A 17682-nucleotide genomic window follows, 5' to 3' on the forward strand; every position below is an offset into this window, starting at 1 on the left:
GCGCAAGAGACGGGGCGGAACTGTTTAAAAGCGAGAACGCGTATGTATCGTCATGGCTAACATTTTCCGTTTTCATACCGGTTAAAACATCGAACTCGGTGTCTGCCGTACCGCCGCCGAAACGGAAGGTCGAAGTGTATCCATGAACGGCTTGGCTTGATTTTGAAATCGCGTTGAAGTTTTTAAGCGGGTGATCTGCGCTAGTATAATTGAAATTATTCCAATTTGGCAGGTCTGAGAACGCCTCGATTTGCAGGATAACTATATTAGGTTTAACCTCGGGCGATTTTGCGACGGTTGCCTCTGTTTGTTCTTTTATAAACGCTTTTGTCACCGCTTCGTCATACCCTTCAGGCTTGTCGATAGATTGTTTGGAGAGCATGTGCAGGAAGAAATAATTGAAGCCGACGTTGTTTGAAACATCGCTGTTGTTGAATCTGCTTGCGCGATAATTTATTTTTTCAAACATTGTGCGATTGGTATAAACAGTTAATATCAGCGTAGAGAAAATAATAATCGAGCCTAGCGAGATAAAAAACATGTTTTTCTTTTCAAGCTTCGGGCTTTTTAGGATCGTACCCAGCAGCATCATGATCAAAAAAGAACCGAGGATGACGACGATGCACAACCAACTTCCCTTTAACGCCGAGACGTGCATAACATTTGCGCCCTCTTTTGCAAGGAGGAAATCTTTTGGCACAAACGGGCTTGAACGGAGCTGAATTTTGACACGGTTAATCATATACAAAACATTTAAAATCAGGAACGCGCTTGCGCCGGCATAAAAAAGATTGTTAAAAATCGCGTAGAAAATTGCTACCAAAGCGACGATTGGAATTATGTTCAGCAAGAACACATGCGGCTGCAAAAGCTGCGTTTTCGCCCATAAAATGCCACCTGTAGGAGCGACGAGGTTCATGATAAGCCAAGTGTATAACACCATGCCGATAGCAAAAAGACAAAATAGACCGCGAGACATCTGCCCGCCGTTTTTGCCGTAATCTATTTTTGGAATGAACACGTATTTCATAGCGTGATTATATATAACTAAACCTTTTTTGTCAAGAAAAAAGAGCCGGACGGCTCTTATAATTTTTGTAGTGCGATTTCGAGGCGGCGAAGGGTTTCGTCTTTGCCTAAAATCGATGCGATTTCTATGCCGCCACCAGGAGTGAATGATTTGCCAGAGAGAGCGACGCGGAGCGGGAAAAGAACTTGCCCATTTTTCAAGCCCAACTCTTCAACCAGCGCGATTAGTTTGTCGTGCAGGTTTTGGAAAGAATAATCGTTCTCGTTTTTTAATACTTCATAGCATTTTTCGATGACAGGCTTTGCCATCTCAGGGTTGGTCTTCATCTTTTTGTGGTTATATAAATCTATTTCATAATCAGGCATATCGGCTAGGAAATCGATTTGCTCAGGAATATCAGCAAGCCTTTCAAGGCGCACTTTTAACACCTCGGCAATTTTAACATAATCCAAATTGGTTGTTACTTGCTCGATATATGGCTTTGCCAAATCTGCGAAATCTTGCAGCGGCATATCTTTGAAATACTCGCCATTTAACCATGCGAGCTTAACTTCATCGAATATCGCTGGCGATTTTGATATGCCCTTGAACGAGAATTTTTCTATTAATTCAGGCAGGCTAAATTTCTCGCGTTCCTCGCCGGAAGACCAGCCCAAAAGCGCGATGTAATTCAAAATTGCCTCTGGAATATATCCTTTGTCGATAAAATCTTGGTAGCTCGCTGCGCCGTCGCGTTTTGATAACTTTTGCGTTGATGTGCGCATCACAGGCGGGCAATGGACATAAATCGGCTTGTCCCAACCGAACGATTCATAAAGCAAATTATATTTCGGCGTTGATGATAGATATTCGTTGCCGCGTACGACGTGCGTAATTTCCATCAAATGGTCGTCTATCACGTTTGCGAAGTTATATGTTGGCAGCCCGTCGGCTTTTATCAAAACGTTGTCGTCTAGGATGTTGTTAGGGGTTACAACTTTTCCATAAACCACGTCATCGAACGCAGTCTCTCCGGTTTTAGGCATCTTTTGGCGGATGACATATGGCGTTCCTGCGTCCAATTTTTCTTGAACTTCGGCATCGGATAGCCCGCGGCAAAGTCCGTCATACATCGGCGCGCGCTTGTTGATTTCGCATAGCGCACGAACCTCATCTAGCCGCTCTTTGTCGCAAAAACAATAATACGCTCCGCCTTTTTTAACCAGTTCTTTTGCGTATTCTAAATATAAGCCCTTGCGTTCGCTTTGAATGTACGGACCATAGTCGCCGCCGATGTCTGGACCCTCGTCCCACAGCAAGTTAGCCGATTTTAGCGTATTATAAATGATATCAACCGCGCCCTCGACGAGGCGTTCTTGGTCGGTATCTTCGATTCTTAATATAAATTTCCCGCCAGCCTGTTTAGTGATTAAATATGCGTATAGCGCGGTTCTTAGGTTGCCTATGTGCATATAACCGGTCGGGCTCGGGGCGAAACGTGTGCGAACTTCTTTCATCAATAGCCTCTTTTCTGCCGAAATTATATCACAAATTCTATTTTTTTGCAAGACGAAATGTTAAACTTGTGTAAAACACGTATTTTTTGATGAATTTTTAGCTCAAAACCCATGAAATTATCCGCAAAATATGCTATAATAGTAGTATGGGATACAAGACAATAGCCAGTCATAAACAAGAATATTTTAAGGCAAAGGCGGAAACATTAAAAATGCTTGTTGAAGAATATCTGCGCGACTTGGAAAAAACGCTTCCGGGTTGTGTCGCTTGTCCTGTGCGCGGAAGATTAATAGTAGACGAAAAACAGTTTACCGAAACGAAGATAAAGCCTATAATGATGCAGAGAAAAGAAGATAGTGTCGAGTTGTCATCAAATGACGGAGGCATGAATTTCAAACTGTTTTTCGATAACGACGGAGAATTTACTTTGGAGCTTCCTGTTCGCACGGGAGACAAGAAATTCTTTATAATAGAAAACACTGTTGCGAAATCTTTAGGGACAAATGATTTTGAAGTGAGCAGAATGTTTAGCATAGCAGAAAAACTTTTGGGGAACCTGAGCACGGATTTAGCCGTAAAAAACAAATCGCAATGCCAGTTTTCTCCTAGAACATATGCTATAAAAGAGTTAGACAATCACAAAATGGAGCTTATGTCTATCGACCCGAATTTGCGTGAATGGGCGAGCAAGTTGCCGTTTGCGAACAGCAAAGGGTTTGAAACAGACAAAATTATAGATTGTTTGTCTAGAGCATCGAGGTTTTGCGAAGATTATGATTTTGGTAAAAAGAATTTGCGCTCCAACGCGCCTGCAATTATGATTGTTCCAAGAACTCCAATTCCTGATGCGCCTTTATTAAAAATGGCTTCGCTAATGTTCCTCAAAAAAACATGGAGCAACTTGAACGTTAGGGACAAAATGGGATTGGTTCAACGTTATGCCAGAGAAACAGCAAAGACTTATAAATTAAAAGAAATGGAAACAATTTTTTATGCTGGCACCAAGAACGTCGGAGGGTTTGTTCCTCGCGGAGAGATGTGTAAAATATATATAGATGCGCCTCGTTTGGAAAGTAGCGACAGCCTCAAGCAAAACATGGAAACAGTTAGGCACGAAGTGCATCATGCTTATCAAAACGCAGTTTTGTATCATAAACACCCGCCATTGCCGGAGGATTTAGTTGTAGACAAGAGAACCGGAAAATGCAACGTTGATATTTGGAGAGAATCTATTGGAGAAGAATCTGCAAATAAAATAGAAGAATTGCTCGAACCTTCTGCAGACAAAATAGAAAAGACGGAAAGATTGAGCTTGAGAGAGATGTTGGAAGATGCAAAGAGAGAGCCGCATATTCCTTGCGAGCATTGCGTGAATATAAAAAAGACCCTATAATTAGGATCTCTGCTATCATTCGGATTCGCCAAAAAACTTCACATTTTTGGAGCCTCAGGCTCTTTTTGTTTGTTCTTTTCGCATTTTCTCCCGCATGTCGTATAGTTTTTGCGATAGATCGACGTAATACCTATGCGGAGCGTTAAAGCGTTTAACTTCTTCCCATATCGTCTCTTTTTGGGTCGCGCAATACTCTCTAACAAGCATAACGTCCGGCAAATCATAAACTTGCACGCCGTTTATATATATGTCTTGAAGCAGTTTTTTAGCTACAAATTTTTCAACAGTTTTGTTTTTCAGCGGGTCTTCTGGCGAAAAGAGCAAATAAGGAGACGCAATTTCTTCGCCCTCTAGGCAGACAACATCCGCCATCGCTTTGCCGTTTTCGTCGAACATTCTATATACTTCTTTTCTTCCAGGTGTTGTCATTTTCTCGGGATTTTCGCTGAACTTCATGCATGGTTTGCCAGCGATTTCTGCGAGCTTATATACGCCGGAGAATATTGGTTCACGGCTTGATGTAATAAGATTTTCGCCGACGCCGAAGATATCTATCGGTGCTTTTTGGTCTGCGATTAGGTCGCGGATTTTATTCTCGTCGAGCGCGTTGGACGCGATAATTTTAACATGTTCCATGCCGTTTTTATCTAGCTCTTCGCGAATTTTTTTCGCCAAATATCCCAAATCGCCGCTATCAATTCGAACCGCTTTTAGCTTCTCGCCCAAAGGTTCAAGAACTTCTTTTTGCGCTTTGATAGCCGCAGGAAGCCCTGATTTTAATGTGTCATACGTGTCTAACAAAAATGTGCTAGCCTTTGGGAACGCTTTAGCGTATGCCGAAAACGCCGAAAAATCGTCGCCGAAACTTTGAACAAAACTGTGCGCCATTGTGCCGCTAACGGGGACGCTAAACCTCGCGCCCGCCTCGACGACAGATACGCCAGATGCTCCGCCGATATATGCCGCCCTTGCGCCCCAAACGGCCCCCGCCTCGCCTTGGGAGCGTCTTGCGCCGAATTCCAAAACGTCTCTGCCCTCTGCCGCGCGGACGACGCGAGCGGCTTTTGTTGCAATTAAGCTTTGATGCCCGACGGTGTTTAACAGCGCGACTTCGATTAGCATCGCTTGCCAGACAGGCCCTTCAACTCGCATGATTGGCTCGTTCGGGAAGATCGGCGTCCCCTCAGGAACGGATTTTATCGAACAAGAGAACTTAAAATTCTTTAGTGCGTTAATATAGTCATCGCAAAAATCAAAATTAGCTTTAATATAATCTATTTGCTGTTTTGTGAATTCTAGGTCATTTATATATTCACATACAGCCTCAAGCCCTGCGAAAATAGCATAGCCGCCGTCTTCAGGGACGCGGCGGAAAAACAAATCAAAAACAGCCAGTTCGTTTTGCTTACCTTCGAGGAACAAGGAATTTGACATAGTTAGTTCATAACAGTCTGTAAATAAAGAGTTCATGAACGAATTATATCATAAAAACGAGTTATAGTCAATTAACGTAACTTTAACATATAACTGCGAAAACCCATTGAAAAAAGCGGCAAAATTTGGTATAATTATTATATAGGTATGGAGGCGAATTATGAGCGTTAAAGACTTATTTAAAAAAATAAAAGAAAAGCCAGTTGCGCCGGCGGAAATCGATCACACTGATTTTGATACCGAAAGGGCATGGGCTGTACATAGCGATATAACACCAAAGGTAATTGAGGCTTTGAGGTTCGCAGAGGAAAAGCACGCAGGGCAACTTCGCGACGATGGCAACCCTTACTTTAAACATATAGAAGACGTAGTGAGTATTTTAGGAGAAAGCGGGAGCGGATTCGAAGAAATATTAGTTGCTGGAGCGCTTCATGACACGTTGGAAGATACGAACGCAACATACGAGGAAATTAAAGACAAATTTGGTGAGGAAACTGCAGATGTTGTGAAGCTTTTGACGCGAACTAAAGGCGAGAAATATGACGATTATATAAAAAGAATAATAGAAAACGATGTACATAAATATGCGTTTATGGTTAAGATGGCGGACAAATTAGCCAACATGAGAGACTTGCCAAACTGCGGCAACCTAGATAAAATCAAGAAGAAAGTTGTTGAGGCTGAGCGCTGTTTTCTTCCTGTAAAAAAATGCCCGTATTTATATGGCGAGATTCAAAACGAAGTAACAAAAATTAAAAGCCTTTTTTCCTTAACGTCTCCAAAGCCGGGCGGTGGTACTGATGGAGCTAGATAGTCCAACAAAAACGCGCCCGACATACGAATTTATAACAAAAGACAATCCGGCCAGATTCAGGACGTTTGACCCTGCAAGGAAAACAATTACAGATAGAAACGAAGAAGGAGAGCTTGAAACATACCCTCGAAAAGGAGAACCTGAACTTAGCGAAGAAGAAATTTTAATGATTCAAAAAATAGAAAGATTGGAAAAAATGGACGTACCGGGAGGGGAAATTAGAGAATATGCTAAGAAAAGATTTCTCGAGGCGAACGACGCGTTCATAAAATTTGAATATAGAATAAAATCGCCTTTGTCGGCTATAAAGAAATATCGCGAAAAACTGAGAGAAAAACAGTTAGAAAAACCTGGCGAAAAGGCGGAATACGAGGTCAAGGATTTATTTGGCATGCGGTACACGACGACAGACGAAAAAGAGATACACCAAATAGCGGAACGATATAGAGCAACTGAGCCAACCATGACAAAATATGATGACAGGCTTGGGCGGCCTGCGTATTCTACATATCATATTGATGGAACATTAACTTTTGGTGGCGAAATAGTTTCTACCGAAATTCAAAATAGAACTCACGAGGGCGATACAGCAGCAGTGGCAACACACGACATTACATATGAACCGGGCAAAAAACCAGAGCAGTCCGTTGATTTTGTTGATTATTTGTTTAAGGATGGCAAACATCAAGGGAACCACAGCGACATGAACACTTCTTGTTTTCAAGTCTGCCAGGGCGAGCACGTTTTGCAACAAAGGTTAAAAGATGGGGAGATAACAAAAGAGCAGCTCTTGCAAGGGAGAGAAGAACTGTTAGCGACACCTCTTTCGAAATTTCTTCCACAATCCAAAAACGCAGATAAAACTTTTATGGAACTTTTCCGCGAAGTCCCAAATTGCGAGATAGCTCTTACAACATTTAGCGAACTTGAAGAAGTTTTGAAAAAGAAGAAATTTCCGTACGATAGAGCGACCGGAATATTTGCGCATGTTCAAAAGAAAATAGGCGACGTGAACCCTGTGCAAGAGCAATCGCTTGAAAAAGATGTTGCCGCTCCTGCTGCGCCGGCTTTTGTTGCAGAGAAAGCAACTGGTCCTGTTGTTTTGCCTAAGATCGAACTCGAGAGAAAATCCGTGCGGGAGATTATGGCGAAAATGCCGATGAAAGACGGGAAAATAGCGCACGAAACGCCGAAGCTAAACATACCAAAAATTCCAAAGAGCATGTAGTCGATTTTTATATACATATTTGTCGCTTTAGGGCGATTTTTTTGTGCGGCAGACTAATTTGAATAAAAAACAGCGTTTTTCGCTCGAAATGTTAATTTTTTGTTAAAAATAGCTTTACTTTTTGTTAAATTTGTGGTATAATATATATATTGACGCAAGTTGGCAATATTTTCCATTGGAGGCAATTAATGTATAAAGTTGGAGATTCTTTCGTTCATCCTATGCACGGAGCTGGCGTGGTTGAAGAAATCCAAGTAAAAGAGTTTTTGGGTGAGCAAAAACATTATTATATAATGAAAATGAACTCAATCAACAAAAGCCAAACATCGAGCGATGTTTGCGTTATGGTGCCTGTGGACAATGCAGAGACTGTTGGCGTGCGCGATGTAATCGAAGAAACTAGGGCTCGCGAGGTTATGGAAGCGTTCCGTAGCTATCGCGCGGATGACACCTCTAATTGGAACAAAAGGTATCGCGAGAATATGGAGAAAATCCGTTCAGGCGACATATTAGACACAACATACGTTGTTAAAACTCTAATGCTAAAAGAGCTTGCAAAAGGTCTTTCTATGGGCGAGAAGAAAATGCTTCAGTCTGCTAAACAAATCTTGTTCAGCGAGTTAGTTTTGGCAACAAGAACTTCAACAGAAGAAATAGAAAATGCATTTCAAAGCATTGTGGATAAAGAAATCGGCTTGTTCTCGAACGCAAGCGTAGAGCGCGAGGCAAGCGTAAACGAAAACGCATATGTCGAAGCCTAACATTACAGCTGTCCTCGCTGCTGCTGGCAGTGGTGAGAGATTATCTGGCGGTGAAGGGAAAGCGTTGGATACACTATTAGGGGAGCCTTTAATTATACATTCTATAAAAATATTCGAGAAAATCGAAGAGATTGCAGGCGTTATTATATCCGCTCGCGAAGAGGATATAATCCCGATGTATGACATTCTAAAAGGATATAGCTTTGATAAACCGATTAAGATCATCCCTGGTGGAGATGAGCGCGGGGAATCGATTTTGAACGCGCTAAAATATGTTGACACCGAAAAAGTCTTATTACACGATGCCGCGAGACCTTGCGTTAACTACCAAACGATGATGAGCGCGATAGAGGCGAGTGCGGATAATAATATTTGCGTTGTGAGCAAAATTGCCGGCACGATACACAAAACGTCCAGCGACATGCTTGATGAAACGTTAAATCGCGATGAGCTTTTCGAAGCGCAAACGCCGCAGATTTTCAAAACAGAGAGTTTAAAGCAAGCGTACGATAAATTTGGCACATCGTTCACGGACGACGCAGGGCTGGTTGCGAAATCGGGCGAGCAAGTGCAACTGATAATTGGCAGAACAGATAACATAAAAGTAACAACCCCGAGCGATTTGGATTTTGCAAAGGCGGTTTTGCTGGCGCGCGATGAGTATTAGAATCGGGCATGGCGCGGACGTACATAAACTAGTAGCCGGCAGGGATTTGATCCTTGGCGGTGTTTTAATACCGCATTCCATGGGGCTTTTGGGGCATAGTGACGCCGATGTTTTGACGCACGCAATCAAGGACGCGCTTCTTGGCGCGGCAGGCAAAAAATCAATTGGGGACTATTTCCCAGACACTGAGGAGAAACATAAAGGAGCGTCTAGCATAGGATTGCTTGAGGCAGTGGTCGATATTATCAAGCCCTATAAAATCACAAACATAGACTGCACGATTTTGGCAGAGAAGCCGAAACTTGCGCCGTATATCCCGAGCATGATAAAGGCACTAGAGAAAGTTATTGGAGAGAATAAAGTAAATATAAAAGCGACGACGACTGAAGGCTTAGGGTTTGTAGGGCGCGAAGAGGGGATTGCCGCCGAGGCGGTTTGTATATTGGAATAGGATTGTTAAAGGCGAAAAAACAACACAAAAACATTGACTTTTAATGTTTTTTTTGATAGAATATTAAGAAATTTTGGAGGATGTAAATGAAGAGTGTGTACAGTTGCAGTCAGTTTGATAGGGCGCGGCTAGAAGAGCTTTGGAGCCTGATGGACGACATTAGATTAAACACGCAAAAATACTCTAAAACACTTGATGGCAAGGTGGTTTCGACATTATTTTACGAGCCAAGCACGAGGACGAGATTGTCTTTCGAATCGGCAGTATGTAAGCTCGGCGACAAAGTAATTTCCACTGAAAACGCCAAATATTTTTCCTCTGCAACAAAGGGCGAGAGCTTGGCGGACACAATACGTGTTGTTCAAGGATATGCCGATGCGATTATCATCAGGCACTACGACGACAACTGGCCAATAGAGGCTGCAGAGTGTGCGACCGTGCCGATTATTAACGCTGGCGCCGGCAAAAAAGAGCATCCAACGCAAAGTTTATTAGATTTATATACACTATATTTAGAAAAACCAAGCCTTGATAACCTAAAAATTTGCATCATCGGCGATTTGTACTATGGAAGAACGATCCACTCGCTTCTAGAGCTGATTGCTAATTACGATAACATCACGGTCTACGGGCTATCTCCTGAAAAATTAGCACTTCAAAAAGAATACATAGATGCATTCGAAGCGGCTGGGCATAAATACGTAAAATGCGAATCGTTTGATGATGTGCCGTATGACATTGACTGTTTTTATTCGACTCGTGTTCAAAAAGAGAGAGCGGACGAAGTGCATGAGAATCCGTATGTGATAAATAAAAAAGTGTTAGATAAATTCGGTGCTGGAGCGATTGTTATGCATCCGCTGCCGAGAGTTGACGAGATTAGCACGGACGTGGACGATGACCCGCGCGCGCTATATTTCAAACAGGCGCACAATGGAGTATGGGCGCGAATGGCGCTTTTATATCAGTCGCTAAAATGAAACTGACAAAAAACAATAAACTCAGCGTATTTTTGGTTGAGGACGAGCAAATTTGTATCGATCAATTTCAAAAGCATGCGAAAAAAAGAGAAGGATTTATTGTTTCTGGAATCTCCGATAGCGCGCGAGTTGCCGAAAAGATTATATACCAGAAGAAACCTTCAGTCTTGCTTGTGGACCTGCAGCTTAGCGAGGGGAACGGTATCGAGCTGATATCGCGAGTGCGTCAGGAGCGCAATTATAATCCGTATATCGTGGCGATAACGCAGATAGCTTCGCAACACACCTTGAGGATGCTGCACGATAGTTTGACGGATTTTGTATTTCTAAAAACGGTTCGAGATTTTTCCTATTCGCAAGTTTTCGATTTTCTGGAGATAATGAAAAGGAATATAATAGACACCAGCGATGAGACAGCGGAAATATATATTAAAAAACTATTAGATAAATATACGATTCATAGGAACATCGCCGGGAAAAATCATTTGGCAGAAGCGATTTTGTTAAAACTTCGATCGAAAAAGAAAAAAATCGTGTTCTCGAAAGATATATTTCCTGTGATAGGGGAAAAATACGGTAAGGTTTGGTATAACATCGAGAAATCTTGCCGAAACGCGATTGCGGAAGCCTTCATGCAGACGCCGTGGGACGTGCTTGTTAAGGAATATACAGCATTGATTGATCCATCGCGTGGCGTGCCGACGACTAGCGAGTTCATAAATTATTATGTTGAAAAATTAAAGCACTAACTGGGGGAAGAATAGCAATAAAAGGAAAGAGCTATGTATGATGTAAATTTCAAAGTTGTTAAAAGACGTGAGGCAGAAAACGCAGCCCCACAGATACGCGATGTTTTATTGCATGCGTTTCAAAGTTACGCGATGGATGCAGGGCTACCTTTTAACAGCGTTGGCGCGATATGCGAAACAGTCGACGAGATAAAGGCGGATATAGAAAACAAGATATGCTATGTGGGCATATATGACGGCAGGATTATTGCTACGGCGAGATTGGAGCCAATCGAGGAAGGGCGATCAGCGTATTTGAGCCGATTTGGCGTGCATCCGGATTTCGTTAGCACAGGAATTGGCGGAAAAATGCTGAAATTTTTTGAGGGGCAGATGATGCTCCATGGGTGCGAAAGAATATTGTTAGACACCGCGTCGCGCGCATCGAGAACAGTAAGGTTTTATTATAACAATGGGTATCATGTTATAGGGACGGACAAGAAATACGGTTATATACGAGTGAAAATGGAAAAAGAGCTGGTTGATATACGGGCGGTCAGGAAGATTTAGAGGAAATTAGCATTAAAAAAGCACCGGATAGGTGCTTTTTGTTTATTTTCTTATTTGAAATGGTGTAGGGTTTTCTGGTGGTTGGCAGATTACGATGTTATAACCTTTAAGCATTGGAATGTCTGCATCGTCTGCTAGTTCGTTTATTGCTCCTAGAAATCTTTCCATGTTTTTCGGTGTATATGGCATATCAGGCGACGGGCTAGAGTCTTTTGCTATCGAGCTGAAAACGTCAGCTGGAGTTTCGCCTGTCGGTTCTGCCTTTAAGCAACAATCGTCGATTACTTTTTGTTCCACAATGTTTGATAAATTATAGCATATGCTTCCAGCAGGAACAGAAATTTCATCGGTGATCGCTCGCCCGCGTTGTTGCTCGCGCTTTGCATGTGCCGCTAACAATTCTTCAACCGCCTTTGGCATAGTTAGCTTGATTACCGATAAATCTTCCTCGCCGTTTTGTATTATCTGCGATGCATAGACAGAATCGCAAACTCTGATTGGTCTAAGCGATAACGCCTCGCGGACAGAATAGTCTTGCCTTGGGTCTGTTCTTTCTAGAAAGCCTTCGTTGATCGCGAAAGATTCGTTTCCTTTTTGTTGTAGCAAATACATCTTCGTTGTCTTTTGGTTCTGTAACATTTATATCTCCCCTATGTGAATTTCTTATTCATATATTATATCATAAAACGCGCAATATGTCAATATATGGAAGAAATTATTTTATTTCTCTCATAAGTTCGTCGAATTCGGCGGGGGTTAGCGATTGTTCGCCGTCGCAAAGAGCTTCGCTTGGGTTGCAATGAACTTCTATCATAACTCCATCTGCGCCGACGCTCTTTGCGGCTTTGGTCAGCGCGGGCACAAATTCACTAGAGCCGCACGCGTGCGATGGGTCGACAATTACGGGCAGGTGCGAAAGTTTTTTGATAATTGGTATGCCGGTCAGGTCGAGCGTGTTTCGATATGCCGTCTCGAATGTGCGGATTCCGCGCTCGCAAAGGATAACATTTTCATTGCCTGCGTCCATGATATATTCGGCAGAGAGAAGCCATTCATCGATTTTGCATGCCTTGCCACGTTTGAGGATTATCGGCTTTCGTGTTTCGCCGAGGGCTTTTAATAGCTCGAAGTTTTGCATGTTTTTTTCGCCGACTTGGATGATGTCAATATCTCTTTCGAAGTAATCCAAAAATTTTGTAGATGTAATCTCGCTGACGATCGGCAAGCCGGTTTCCACTTTAGCGACTTTCAGCATCTCTAACCCAGCAAGCTCCAGCCCTTGGAATGTGTATGGGGATTTTCTCGGTTTGAATGCGCCGCCACGCAAAAAATCCACCCCAGATGCTTTCACTGCCTTTGCGGTTTCGACTATTTGCTCTTCAGTTTCAATAGCGCATGGTCCAGCGATTACGGCGAACCCTCCGCCGAGGCTTTTATCGCCGATTTTTATAATTGTGTCTTCTTTTTTTGCTTCCCTGCTGGAACGTTTGTAGGGATTTTCGCTCATTGACCTTCGGTTGCCTCTAGCTCTTTTAGAATTTCATCCTGCAAGCTAGTTTTGTTAGCGTCGCTTTTTGGCTTGCCGAATTTGTCTAAAATCATTTCAACTATATTAGGCAGCGCAGAAGAAATGTTAACCTCTGCGTTGTTTTGGCTTTTCATATATAACAGGCGAGACTCGCCGTTAGAGACAACTAAAAATGCGACAGGGTCTAGGCAAATTCCGCCACCGCCGCCGAGCGAGCCTGCCATGGGGTTTTCGTTTTTGCCGTTTACGCCGCCAAATGCAAACCCGACAGAGAGTTTAGATATAGGGATGATGACCGTGCCGTCCTTTGTTTCGACAGCTTGCCCAACGATGGTGTTAACATCGGCAATTGTTTTGATACCTGCGAGGGCGTCCGTGAGCGACGAGAACATACTCTCGGTTATTGGGTTATCGTGTCTGTCGGTTGGTGCGCCTTTGTCTCTAGCCATTTTGATCTCCTATTTATTCGGCAAATAACGCGCTGCCGCTACGCATGAGTTTCACAAGTTTGTTCACTTTACATTTTACAATAATGTTCGCGCATATGTCAAGTTTCTTCTCTGTGTTATAAGGCGTGACGCGGATGGTCGGTGCCTCTTCGACATCGATATATCTGTCAACAATGTGATTAATAATGGATAAGATTGCGTGTATTCCGCCGGTTGCAAGCCCTGTGAAAACGCTTGATCCAACGCCAATATCGATCATGATGCCATATGTTTTGACTTTGATCGTCCTGCCTGCTAGGCGCGAGAGGATTTGAATGTTTTCATGATTGTCTTCAAAGAAATTTTTGATAGTTTTGATTTTGTTAAGTATGCTTTCTTTGTTTTCTTCGACTTTTTTGGCTATCGGGAACTCTTTTGAGAAGATTTTTTTGTTATAAATATAAACGATAATCTTCGCAGTATCGCCATAGTATATCGCGTTTGTTTGAAAATCGGCGATGTAATATATAAATATCAAAATTAGGATGAAAATGCCAACTCCGCCGAGCGCCCAAATCATACTGCCACCTCTTCAGCGATAGGCTCGTCCTCTTTTGGCAGGTCTTCGATCGATGTAAGACCATAGACCCTTAAGAATTCGTCCGTCGTCCTGTATAAATTCGGCGATCTTGGCGCGTCTAGCTTGCCTGCGACCTCGATTAGTTCGTATTCAAGCAGTTTTGCGACGCTGTGCGAGCTGTCTATGCCACGGATTTTGTTTATAACCTGCTTTGTTATCGGTTGTTTGTATGCAATGATAGCCAAAGTCTCCTGCACGGATTTAGAAAACGGTTTGATGGTTTTCGGCTCGGTTAATTTCTCGGCAATTTTTGAAAACCTCTCTTTTAGGATGAGCTGCGCGCGGTCTTTGAAAATATATACATCAAACGGAAGATTTTCAAGGTTGTTTTTCAAAAGATGCACAAGGTTTTTAACGCCCTCTTCCGGCAAATCCAAAATCTCAGAGATTTCGCTATAATAAACAGGCTCGCCTTTGGCGAACAATAGAGATAGGACCTTGTTAAAATTTTCATTCATAAGCTAAGTATTCCCCTTTCAGCCATATGTTTTTGTTGCGTATCGCCTCGAGGATCGCGAGAAATGCGGCGACTTTTTGCTCGTTTGTCTTTTTAGATTTTATAAAACTTGCGAAATGCAATTTGGTTTTAACTTGCAGGATATATTTTATCTCCGAGAAAACTTCGGCGATCGATGTTCTCTTCGGCTCGGTTATCTTGCGGATTTTCTCGTTCGCCGGCTCTTCCGCCTCAAGCTCTGCGATGATTTGACGGTATAACCCGTGTAGCTCAGCGAGGTTTAGCTCGCTTAAGGAATTGTCGATAATCTCTGGTGTGATTTCTTGCGGATGCGTTACGAAGCTGACATAATTTCTTTTAACATCAAGCGCTTCGGCGAGCTTTTGTAGCAGATCATATTCGATTAACGCTTTTTCAAGCTCGGTCGTTAGCTCATCTGCCTCTTGTTTGTCTTTTTCTTGAGGCAACAAGTATTTTGATTTTATGTATAAAAGATGAGATAGCATCACGATAAATTCGCTTGCGATTTCTTGCTTGTCCTCTTTCGCGTCGGCTATGAATTCGCTGTATTGCTTGCATATATCTAAGATTTTGATGTTTATGATGTCTAGCTTGTTTTTGCGGACGAAGGATAAAAGCAGCTCGAGCGGCCCTGAAAAGTTTTCGATGTTAATGTTCAAAACGCACCCACCACCAAGCTTGCAAAACCTATAAAACCTCCAAAAACGGTGTTAATCAGCCATGAAAATTGATCTTGGAATAAAAAGACTAACAGGAAAAGCGGCAACATGCCGTATCTTTCTATTTTCGAAAAGAACTCGAACGCTTTTTTTGGGAAGAGGAGATATAATAATTTCGAACCGTCTAGCGGTGGGAACGGTATCAAATTGAATAAAGCCAGCCCGAGGTTAATGATAGCAAGGGACGCCAAGATTTCGGATCCGGCACGCGCCCAGACGGATAGTTCTTCGAAAGACCACACGCCAGTAAATCTTGCGATTGCAGCTAGCCCTAGGCATGATAAAAGAGATAGCAAAAGATTTGTCGCGATGCCAGCGATGGAAACTAAAAATAGTCCGAGCTTGAATTTTTTGAATTTAGACGAATTGACGGGAACAGGTATCGCCCAGCCGATAGGAAGGAGCAAAAGGGCGATTAGCCCATGCCAAGAAAGATGCGCTCGAGGGTCTAGAGTTAGTCTGCCGGATAGTTTAGCGGTGTCATCGCCGCACCAAAGGGCAACTAGCCCGTGCGCGACTTCGTGCATGGTGATAGAAAGCAAAAGAACAACTAGCCAAAGCGCGCCAGTCACCCAATCCATATCTCCAAGCATCATTAAAAATAGCATTTATTCTCCTAAAACAGCCCTGTGATTTTATCGTTTACGACGTCTATCGCCTCTGCTGCAGGTTTTTTCGGCAGCCCCGGCATCGTCATTACAGACCCAGCCAGCGCGACTATGAACCCTGCGCCGTTTGATATATTTACATCGCGGACATTAACCGTGAACCCTGTTGGACGTCCTAGTTTGGTCGGGTCATCCGATAGTGAAACAGGAGTTTTTGCGATGACAACAGGAAATTTTTCGCAACCTAAGCTTTCAGCCAGTTTGATTTTTTCTTCTGCAAGAGGAGCGAACTCGACGCCGTCTGCGCCGTATATCCCGCATGCGATGCGCTCGATTTTTTCTTTGATGGAATAATTATCTGCATATAATAAGTTGAATTTGTTGGGTTTTTCAATAGCAGAGAGAACCTTCTGCGCTAGCTCGATTCCGCCTGCGCCGCCCTCTGCAAAGATTTTGGCAGGCGCGAACTCTACACCTAGTTTGCTGCATTCTGCACGAACATATTCCTCTTCGGCTTTTGTGTCTGCATAGAACGAGTTTAATGTGACAACCAATGGCACTCCAAATTTCCTCATGTTTTCAATGTGTTTCTCAAGGTTGCAGAAGCCTTTTTTAAGCGCATCTAAATTTTCTTTTGCAAGCTCTTCGCGTGGCACGCCGCCGTTATATTTAAGTGCGCGGATAGTAGCAACAAGCACGACAGCGTCAGGTTTTAGCCCGGCTTTGCGGCATTTAACATCAAGAAATTTCTCTGCGCCCAAATCTGCGCCGAAGCCTGCCTCGGTTACGACAATGTCGCCGAGTTTTAAAGCGATTTTTGTCGCCCTAATTGAGTTGCATCCATGTGCGATATTGGCAAACGGCCCGCCGTGAATAATGGCAGGAGTTTTTTCGAGCGTTTGCACGAGGTTCGGATTGATAGCGTCTTTTAATAACGCCGTCATCGCGCCCTCGGCTTTTATATCTCTGCAATAAATCGGCTTGTTGTCAGTTGAAAACGCGACCAAAATGTTGCCTATTTTCTTTTTCAAGTCTTCCAAATCTTCAGCAAGGCAGACAATAGCCATGATCTCGCTGGCAACGGTTATCATGAACCCGTCATCGCGAGGAGTTTCCCCTTTTGTGCCGAGTGCGACTTTGACTTCGCGCAGCGCGCGGTCGTTCATATCTAAAACGCGTTTCCATAGGATGCGTTTTGTGTCTATTTTTAAGTCGTTGCCTTGGAAAATGTGGTTATCAATCATGGCGGAGAGGAGGTTGTGCGCGGTTGTCATCGCGTGGATGTCTCCTGTGAAATGCAGGTTAATTTCTTCCATTGGGACAACTTGCGAATATCCGCCGCCTGTTGCGCCGCCTTTAACGCCCATGCAAGGACCAAGGCTTGGCTCTCTTAGCGCGAGGAAAGTGTTTTTGTCTAACCTGTTCAAGCTTTGCGCGAGCCCGATCGAGATTGTCGTTTTGCCCTCGCCTGCTGGCGTTGGGTTGATGGCGGTTACTAAAACTAGCTTGCCGTCTTTGTTTTTCTTGGTTTTTTTGAATATATCTTCAGAGATTTTCGCTTTGTATTTGCCATAAAGCTCTAAATCATCTGGGTCGATTCCGCATTTTTCGGCTATTTTCACAATCGGCTCCATTTGATTTGCTTGAGCGATTTCAATGTCTGTAAGCATACATATCTCCTTATAAAATAGCTAATTTTTCCTAGCTAAAGTATATCAAACGAGGTAG

At 43.1% G+C, this 17682-nt stretch carries 20 protein-coding genes; 9 read left to right on the top strand and 11 right to left on the bottom strand.

What is annotated here, in order from left to right:
• On the bottom strand, positions 1–1030 hold a 1030-nt coding region (locus tag ACYVTD_RS02660), incomplete at its 3' end, for an LTA synthase family protein (RefSeq protein WP_461246231.1).
• 56 nt (positions 1031–1086) lie between these two features.
• Positions 1087–2526, bottom strand: a complete 1440-nt coding sequence (gltX, locus tag ACYVTD_RS02665) for a glutamate--tRNA ligase (RefSeq protein ID WP_461246232.1) — start codon at positions 2524–2526, stop codon at positions 1087–1089.
• A 146-nt stretch (positions 2527–2672) separates the two neighbouring features.
• Between gltX and ACYVTD_RS02670 the strand changes: the two genes are divergently transcribed.
• Complete coding sequence (locus tag ACYVTD_RS02670) at positions 2673–3920, top strand: hypothetical protein (protein ID WP_461246233.1); 1248 nt, start codon at positions 2673–2675, stop codon at positions 3918–3920.
• Positions 3921–3974: 54 nt separating this feature from the next.
• Here ACYVTD_RS02670 and ACYVTD_RS02675 read toward each other — a convergent pair whose 3' ends face one another.
• Positions 3975–5390 carry a nicotinate phosphoribosyltransferase gene (locus tag ACYVTD_RS02675; RefSeq protein WP_461246234.1) on the bottom strand — a complete coding sequence of 472 codons (1416 nt, stop codon included), beginning with the start codon at positions 5388–5390 and terminating at the stop codon, positions 3975–3977.
• A 124-nt stretch (positions 5391–5514) separates the two neighbouring features.
• Here ACYVTD_RS02675 and ACYVTD_RS02680 point away from each other — a divergent pair, with 124 nt between their 5' ends.
• From ACYVTD_RS02680 to ACYVTD_RS02715, 8 genes are all read left to right on the top strand, one after another.
• Positions 5515–6168, top strand: coding sequence for an HD domain-containing protein (locus ACYVTD_RS02680; protein WP_461246235.1), 654 nt, complete (start codon positions 5515–5517; stop codon positions 6166–6168).
• On the top strand, positions 6155–7396 hold the full coding sequence (locus ACYVTD_RS02685; protein ID WP_461246236.1) for a nucleotidyltransferase family protein: 1242 nt from the start codon (positions 6155–6157) through the stop codon (positions 7394–7396). The genes ACYVTD_RS02680 and ACYVTD_RS02685 overlap by 14 nt, the downstream gene beginning before the upstream one ends.
• A 188-nt stretch (positions 7397–7584) precedes the next feature.
• Entirely contained in the window at positions 7585–8157 is a 573-nt protein-coding gene (locus ACYVTD_RS02690) for a CarD family transcriptional regulator (RefSeq protein WP_461246237.1), read from the top strand.
• On the top strand, positions 8144–8824 hold the full coding sequence (gene ispD, locus ACYVTD_RS02695; protein WP_461246238.1) for a 2-C-methyl-D-erythritol 4-phosphate cytidylyltransferase: 681 nt from the start codon (positions 8144–8146) through the stop codon (positions 8822–8824). The genes ACYVTD_RS02690 and ispD overlap by 14 nt, the downstream gene beginning before the upstream one ends.
• Positions 8814–9275 carry a 2-C-methyl-D-erythritol 2,4-cyclodiphosphate synthase gene (gene ispF / locus ACYVTD_RS02700; RefSeq protein WP_461246239.1) on the top strand — a complete coding sequence of 154 codons (462 nt, stop codon included), beginning with the start codon at positions 8814–8816 and terminating at the stop codon, positions 9273–9275. Before ispD ends, ispF begins: the two co-directional genes overlap by 11 nt.
• A gap of 86 nt (positions 9276–9361) precedes the next feature.
• The gene (gene pyrB, locus ACYVTD_RS02705; protein WP_461246240.1) at positions 9362–10255 is read left to right on the top strand and encodes an aspartate carbamoyltransferase; all 894 of its coding nucleotides are present in this window, start codon (positions 9362–9364) and stop codon (positions 10253–10255) included.
• The gene (locus ACYVTD_RS02710; RefSeq protein WP_461246241.1) at positions 10216–11004 is read left to right on the top strand and encodes a sporulation initiation factor Spo0A C-terminal domain-containing protein; all 789 of its coding nucleotides are present in this window, start codon (positions 10216–10218) and stop codon (positions 11002–11004) included. Before pyrB ends, ACYVTD_RS02710 begins: the two co-directional genes overlap by 40 nt.
• Before the next feature lie 33 nt (positions 11005–11037).
• Positions 11038–11553, top strand: a complete 516-nt coding sequence (locus tag ACYVTD_RS02715) for a GNAT family N-acetyltransferase (protein ID WP_461246242.1) — start codon at positions 11038–11040, stop codon at positions 11551–11553.
• A gap of 42 nt (positions 11554–11595) precedes the next feature.
• Here ACYVTD_RS02715 and ACYVTD_RS02720 read toward each other — a convergent pair whose 3' ends face one another.
• The 8 genes from ACYVTD_RS02720 to ACYVTD_RS02755 form a co-directional block, all read right to left on the bottom strand.
• Entirely contained in the window at positions 11596–12192 is a 597-nt protein-coding gene (locus ACYVTD_RS02720; protein WP_461246243.1) for a hypothetical protein, read from the bottom strand.
• 76 nt (positions 12193–12268) lie between these two features.
• Positions 12269–13060, bottom strand: a complete 792-nt coding sequence (aroF, locus tag ACYVTD_RS02725; protein ID WP_461246244.1) for a 3-deoxy-7-phosphoheptulonate synthase — start codon at positions 13058–13060, stop codon at positions 12269–12271.
• Positions 13057–13530, bottom strand: a complete 474-nt coding sequence (locus ACYVTD_RS02730) for a spore germination protein GerW family protein (RefSeq protein ID WP_461246245.1) — start codon at positions 13528–13530, stop codon at positions 13057–13059. Before ACYVTD_RS02730 ends, aroF begins: the two co-directional genes overlap by 4 nt.
• 13 nt (positions 13531–13543) lie before the next feature.
• A complete protein-coding gene (locus ACYVTD_RS02735) occupies positions 13544–14089 on the bottom strand; it encodes a DUF2953 domain-containing protein (RefSeq protein WP_461246246.1) in 546 nt (181 codons plus the stop codon).
• The gene (scpB, locus tag ACYVTD_RS02740) at positions 14086–14607 is read right to left on the bottom strand and encodes an SMC-Scp complex subunit ScpB (RefSeq protein ID WP_461246247.1); all 522 of its coding nucleotides are present in this window, start codon (positions 14605–14607) and stop codon (positions 14086–14088) included. The genes ACYVTD_RS02735 and scpB overlap by 4 nt, the downstream gene beginning before the upstream one ends.
• The gene (locus ACYVTD_RS02745; RefSeq protein WP_461246248.1) at positions 14600–15286 is read right to left on the bottom strand and encodes a segregation and condensation protein A; all 687 of its coding nucleotides are present in this window, start codon (positions 15284–15286) and stop codon (positions 14600–14602) included. The genes scpB and ACYVTD_RS02745 overlap by 8 nt, the downstream gene beginning before the upstream one ends.
• Positions 15283–15954, bottom strand: coding sequence for a site-2 protease family protein (locus ACYVTD_RS02750; RefSeq protein ID WP_461246249.1), 672 nt, complete (start codon positions 15952–15954; stop codon positions 15283–15285). Before ACYVTD_RS02750 ends, ACYVTD_RS02745 begins: the two co-directional genes overlap by 4 nt.
• An 8-nt stretch (positions 15955–15962) precedes the next feature.
• Complete coding sequence (locus ACYVTD_RS02755; RefSeq protein WP_461246250.1) at positions 15963–17624, bottom strand: formate--tetrahydrofolate ligase; 1662 nt, start codon at positions 17622–17624, stop codon at positions 15963–15965.
• Positions 17625–17682 lie beyond the last annotated feature (58 nt).

The sequence above is a fragment of the Treponema sp. R6D11 genome, from assembly GCF_054786075.1.

Bases quoted from the DNA above. Each gene is read 5' to 3' on its own strand.
- gltX (WP_461246232.1), bottom strand. From the start codon at position 2,526: ATGAAAGAAGTTCGCACACGTTTCGCCCCGAGCCCGACCGGTTATATG.
- ACYVTD_RS02675 (WP_461246234.1), bottom strand. From the start codon at position 5,390: ATGAACTCTTTATTTACAGACTGTTATGAACTAACTATGTCAAATTCC.
- ACYVTD_RS02690 (WP_461246237.1), top strand. From the start codon at position 7,585: ATGTATAAAGTTGGAGATTCTTTCGTTCATCCTATGCACGGAGCTGGC.
- ACYVTD_RS02755 (WP_461246250.1), bottom strand. From the start codon at position 17,624: ATGCTTACAGACATTGAAATCGCTCAAGCAAATCAAATGGAGCCGATT.
- ACYVTD_RS02715 (WP_461246242.1), top strand. From the start codon at position 11,038: ATGTATGATGTAAATTTCAAAGTTGTTAAAAGACGTGAGGCAGAAAAC.
- ACYVTD_RS02720 (WP_461246243.1), bottom strand. From the start codon at position 12,192: ATGTTACAGAACCAAAAGACAACGAAGATGTATTTGCTACAACAAAAA.
- ACYVTD_RS02670 (WP_461246233.1), top strand. From the start codon at position 2,673: ATGGGATACAAGACAATAGCCAGTCATAAACAAGAATATTTTAAGGCA.
- scpB (WP_461246247.1), bottom strand. From the start codon at position 14,607: ATGAATGAAAATTTTAACAAGGTCCTATCTCTATTGTTCGCCAAAGGC.
- ACYVTD_RS02735 (WP_461246246.1), bottom strand. From the start codon at position 14,089: ATGATTTGGGCGCTCGGCGGAGTTGGCATTTTCATCCTAATTTTGATA.
- ACYVTD_RS02730 (WP_461246245.1), bottom strand. From the start codon at position 13,530: ATGGCTAGAGACAAAGGCGCACCAACCGACAGACACGATAACCCAATA.
- ACYVTD_RS02680 (WP_461246235.1), top strand. From the start codon at position 5,515: ATGAGCGTTAAAGACTTATTTAAAAAAATAAAAGAAAAGCCAGTTGCG.
- ACYVTD_RS02710 (WP_461246241.1), top strand. From the start codon at position 10,216: ATGGGCGCGAATGGCGCTTTTATATCAGTCGCTAAAATGAAACTGACA.
- ispD (WP_461246238.1), top strand. From the start codon at position 8,144: ATGTCGAAGCCTAACATTACAGCTGTCCTCGCTGCTGCTGGCAGTGGT.
- ACYVTD_RS02750 (WP_461246249.1), bottom strand. From the start codon at position 15,954: ATGCTATTTTTAATGATGCTTGGAGATATGGATTGGGTGACTGGCGCG.
- pyrB (WP_461246240.1), top strand. From the start codon at position 9,362: ATGAAGAGTGTGTACAGTTGCAGTCAGTTTGATAGGGCGCGGCTAGAA.
- ispF (WP_461246239.1), top strand. From the start codon at position 8,814: ATGAGTATTAGAATCGGGCATGGCGCGGACGTACATAAACTAGTAGCC.
- aroF (WP_461246244.1), bottom strand. From the start codon at position 13,060: ATGAGCGAAAATCCCTACAAACGTTCCAGCAGGGAAGCAAAAAAAGAA.
- ACYVTD_RS02685 (WP_461246236.1), top strand. From the start codon at position 6,155: ATGGAGCTAGATAGTCCAACAAAAACGCGCCCGACATACGAATTTATA.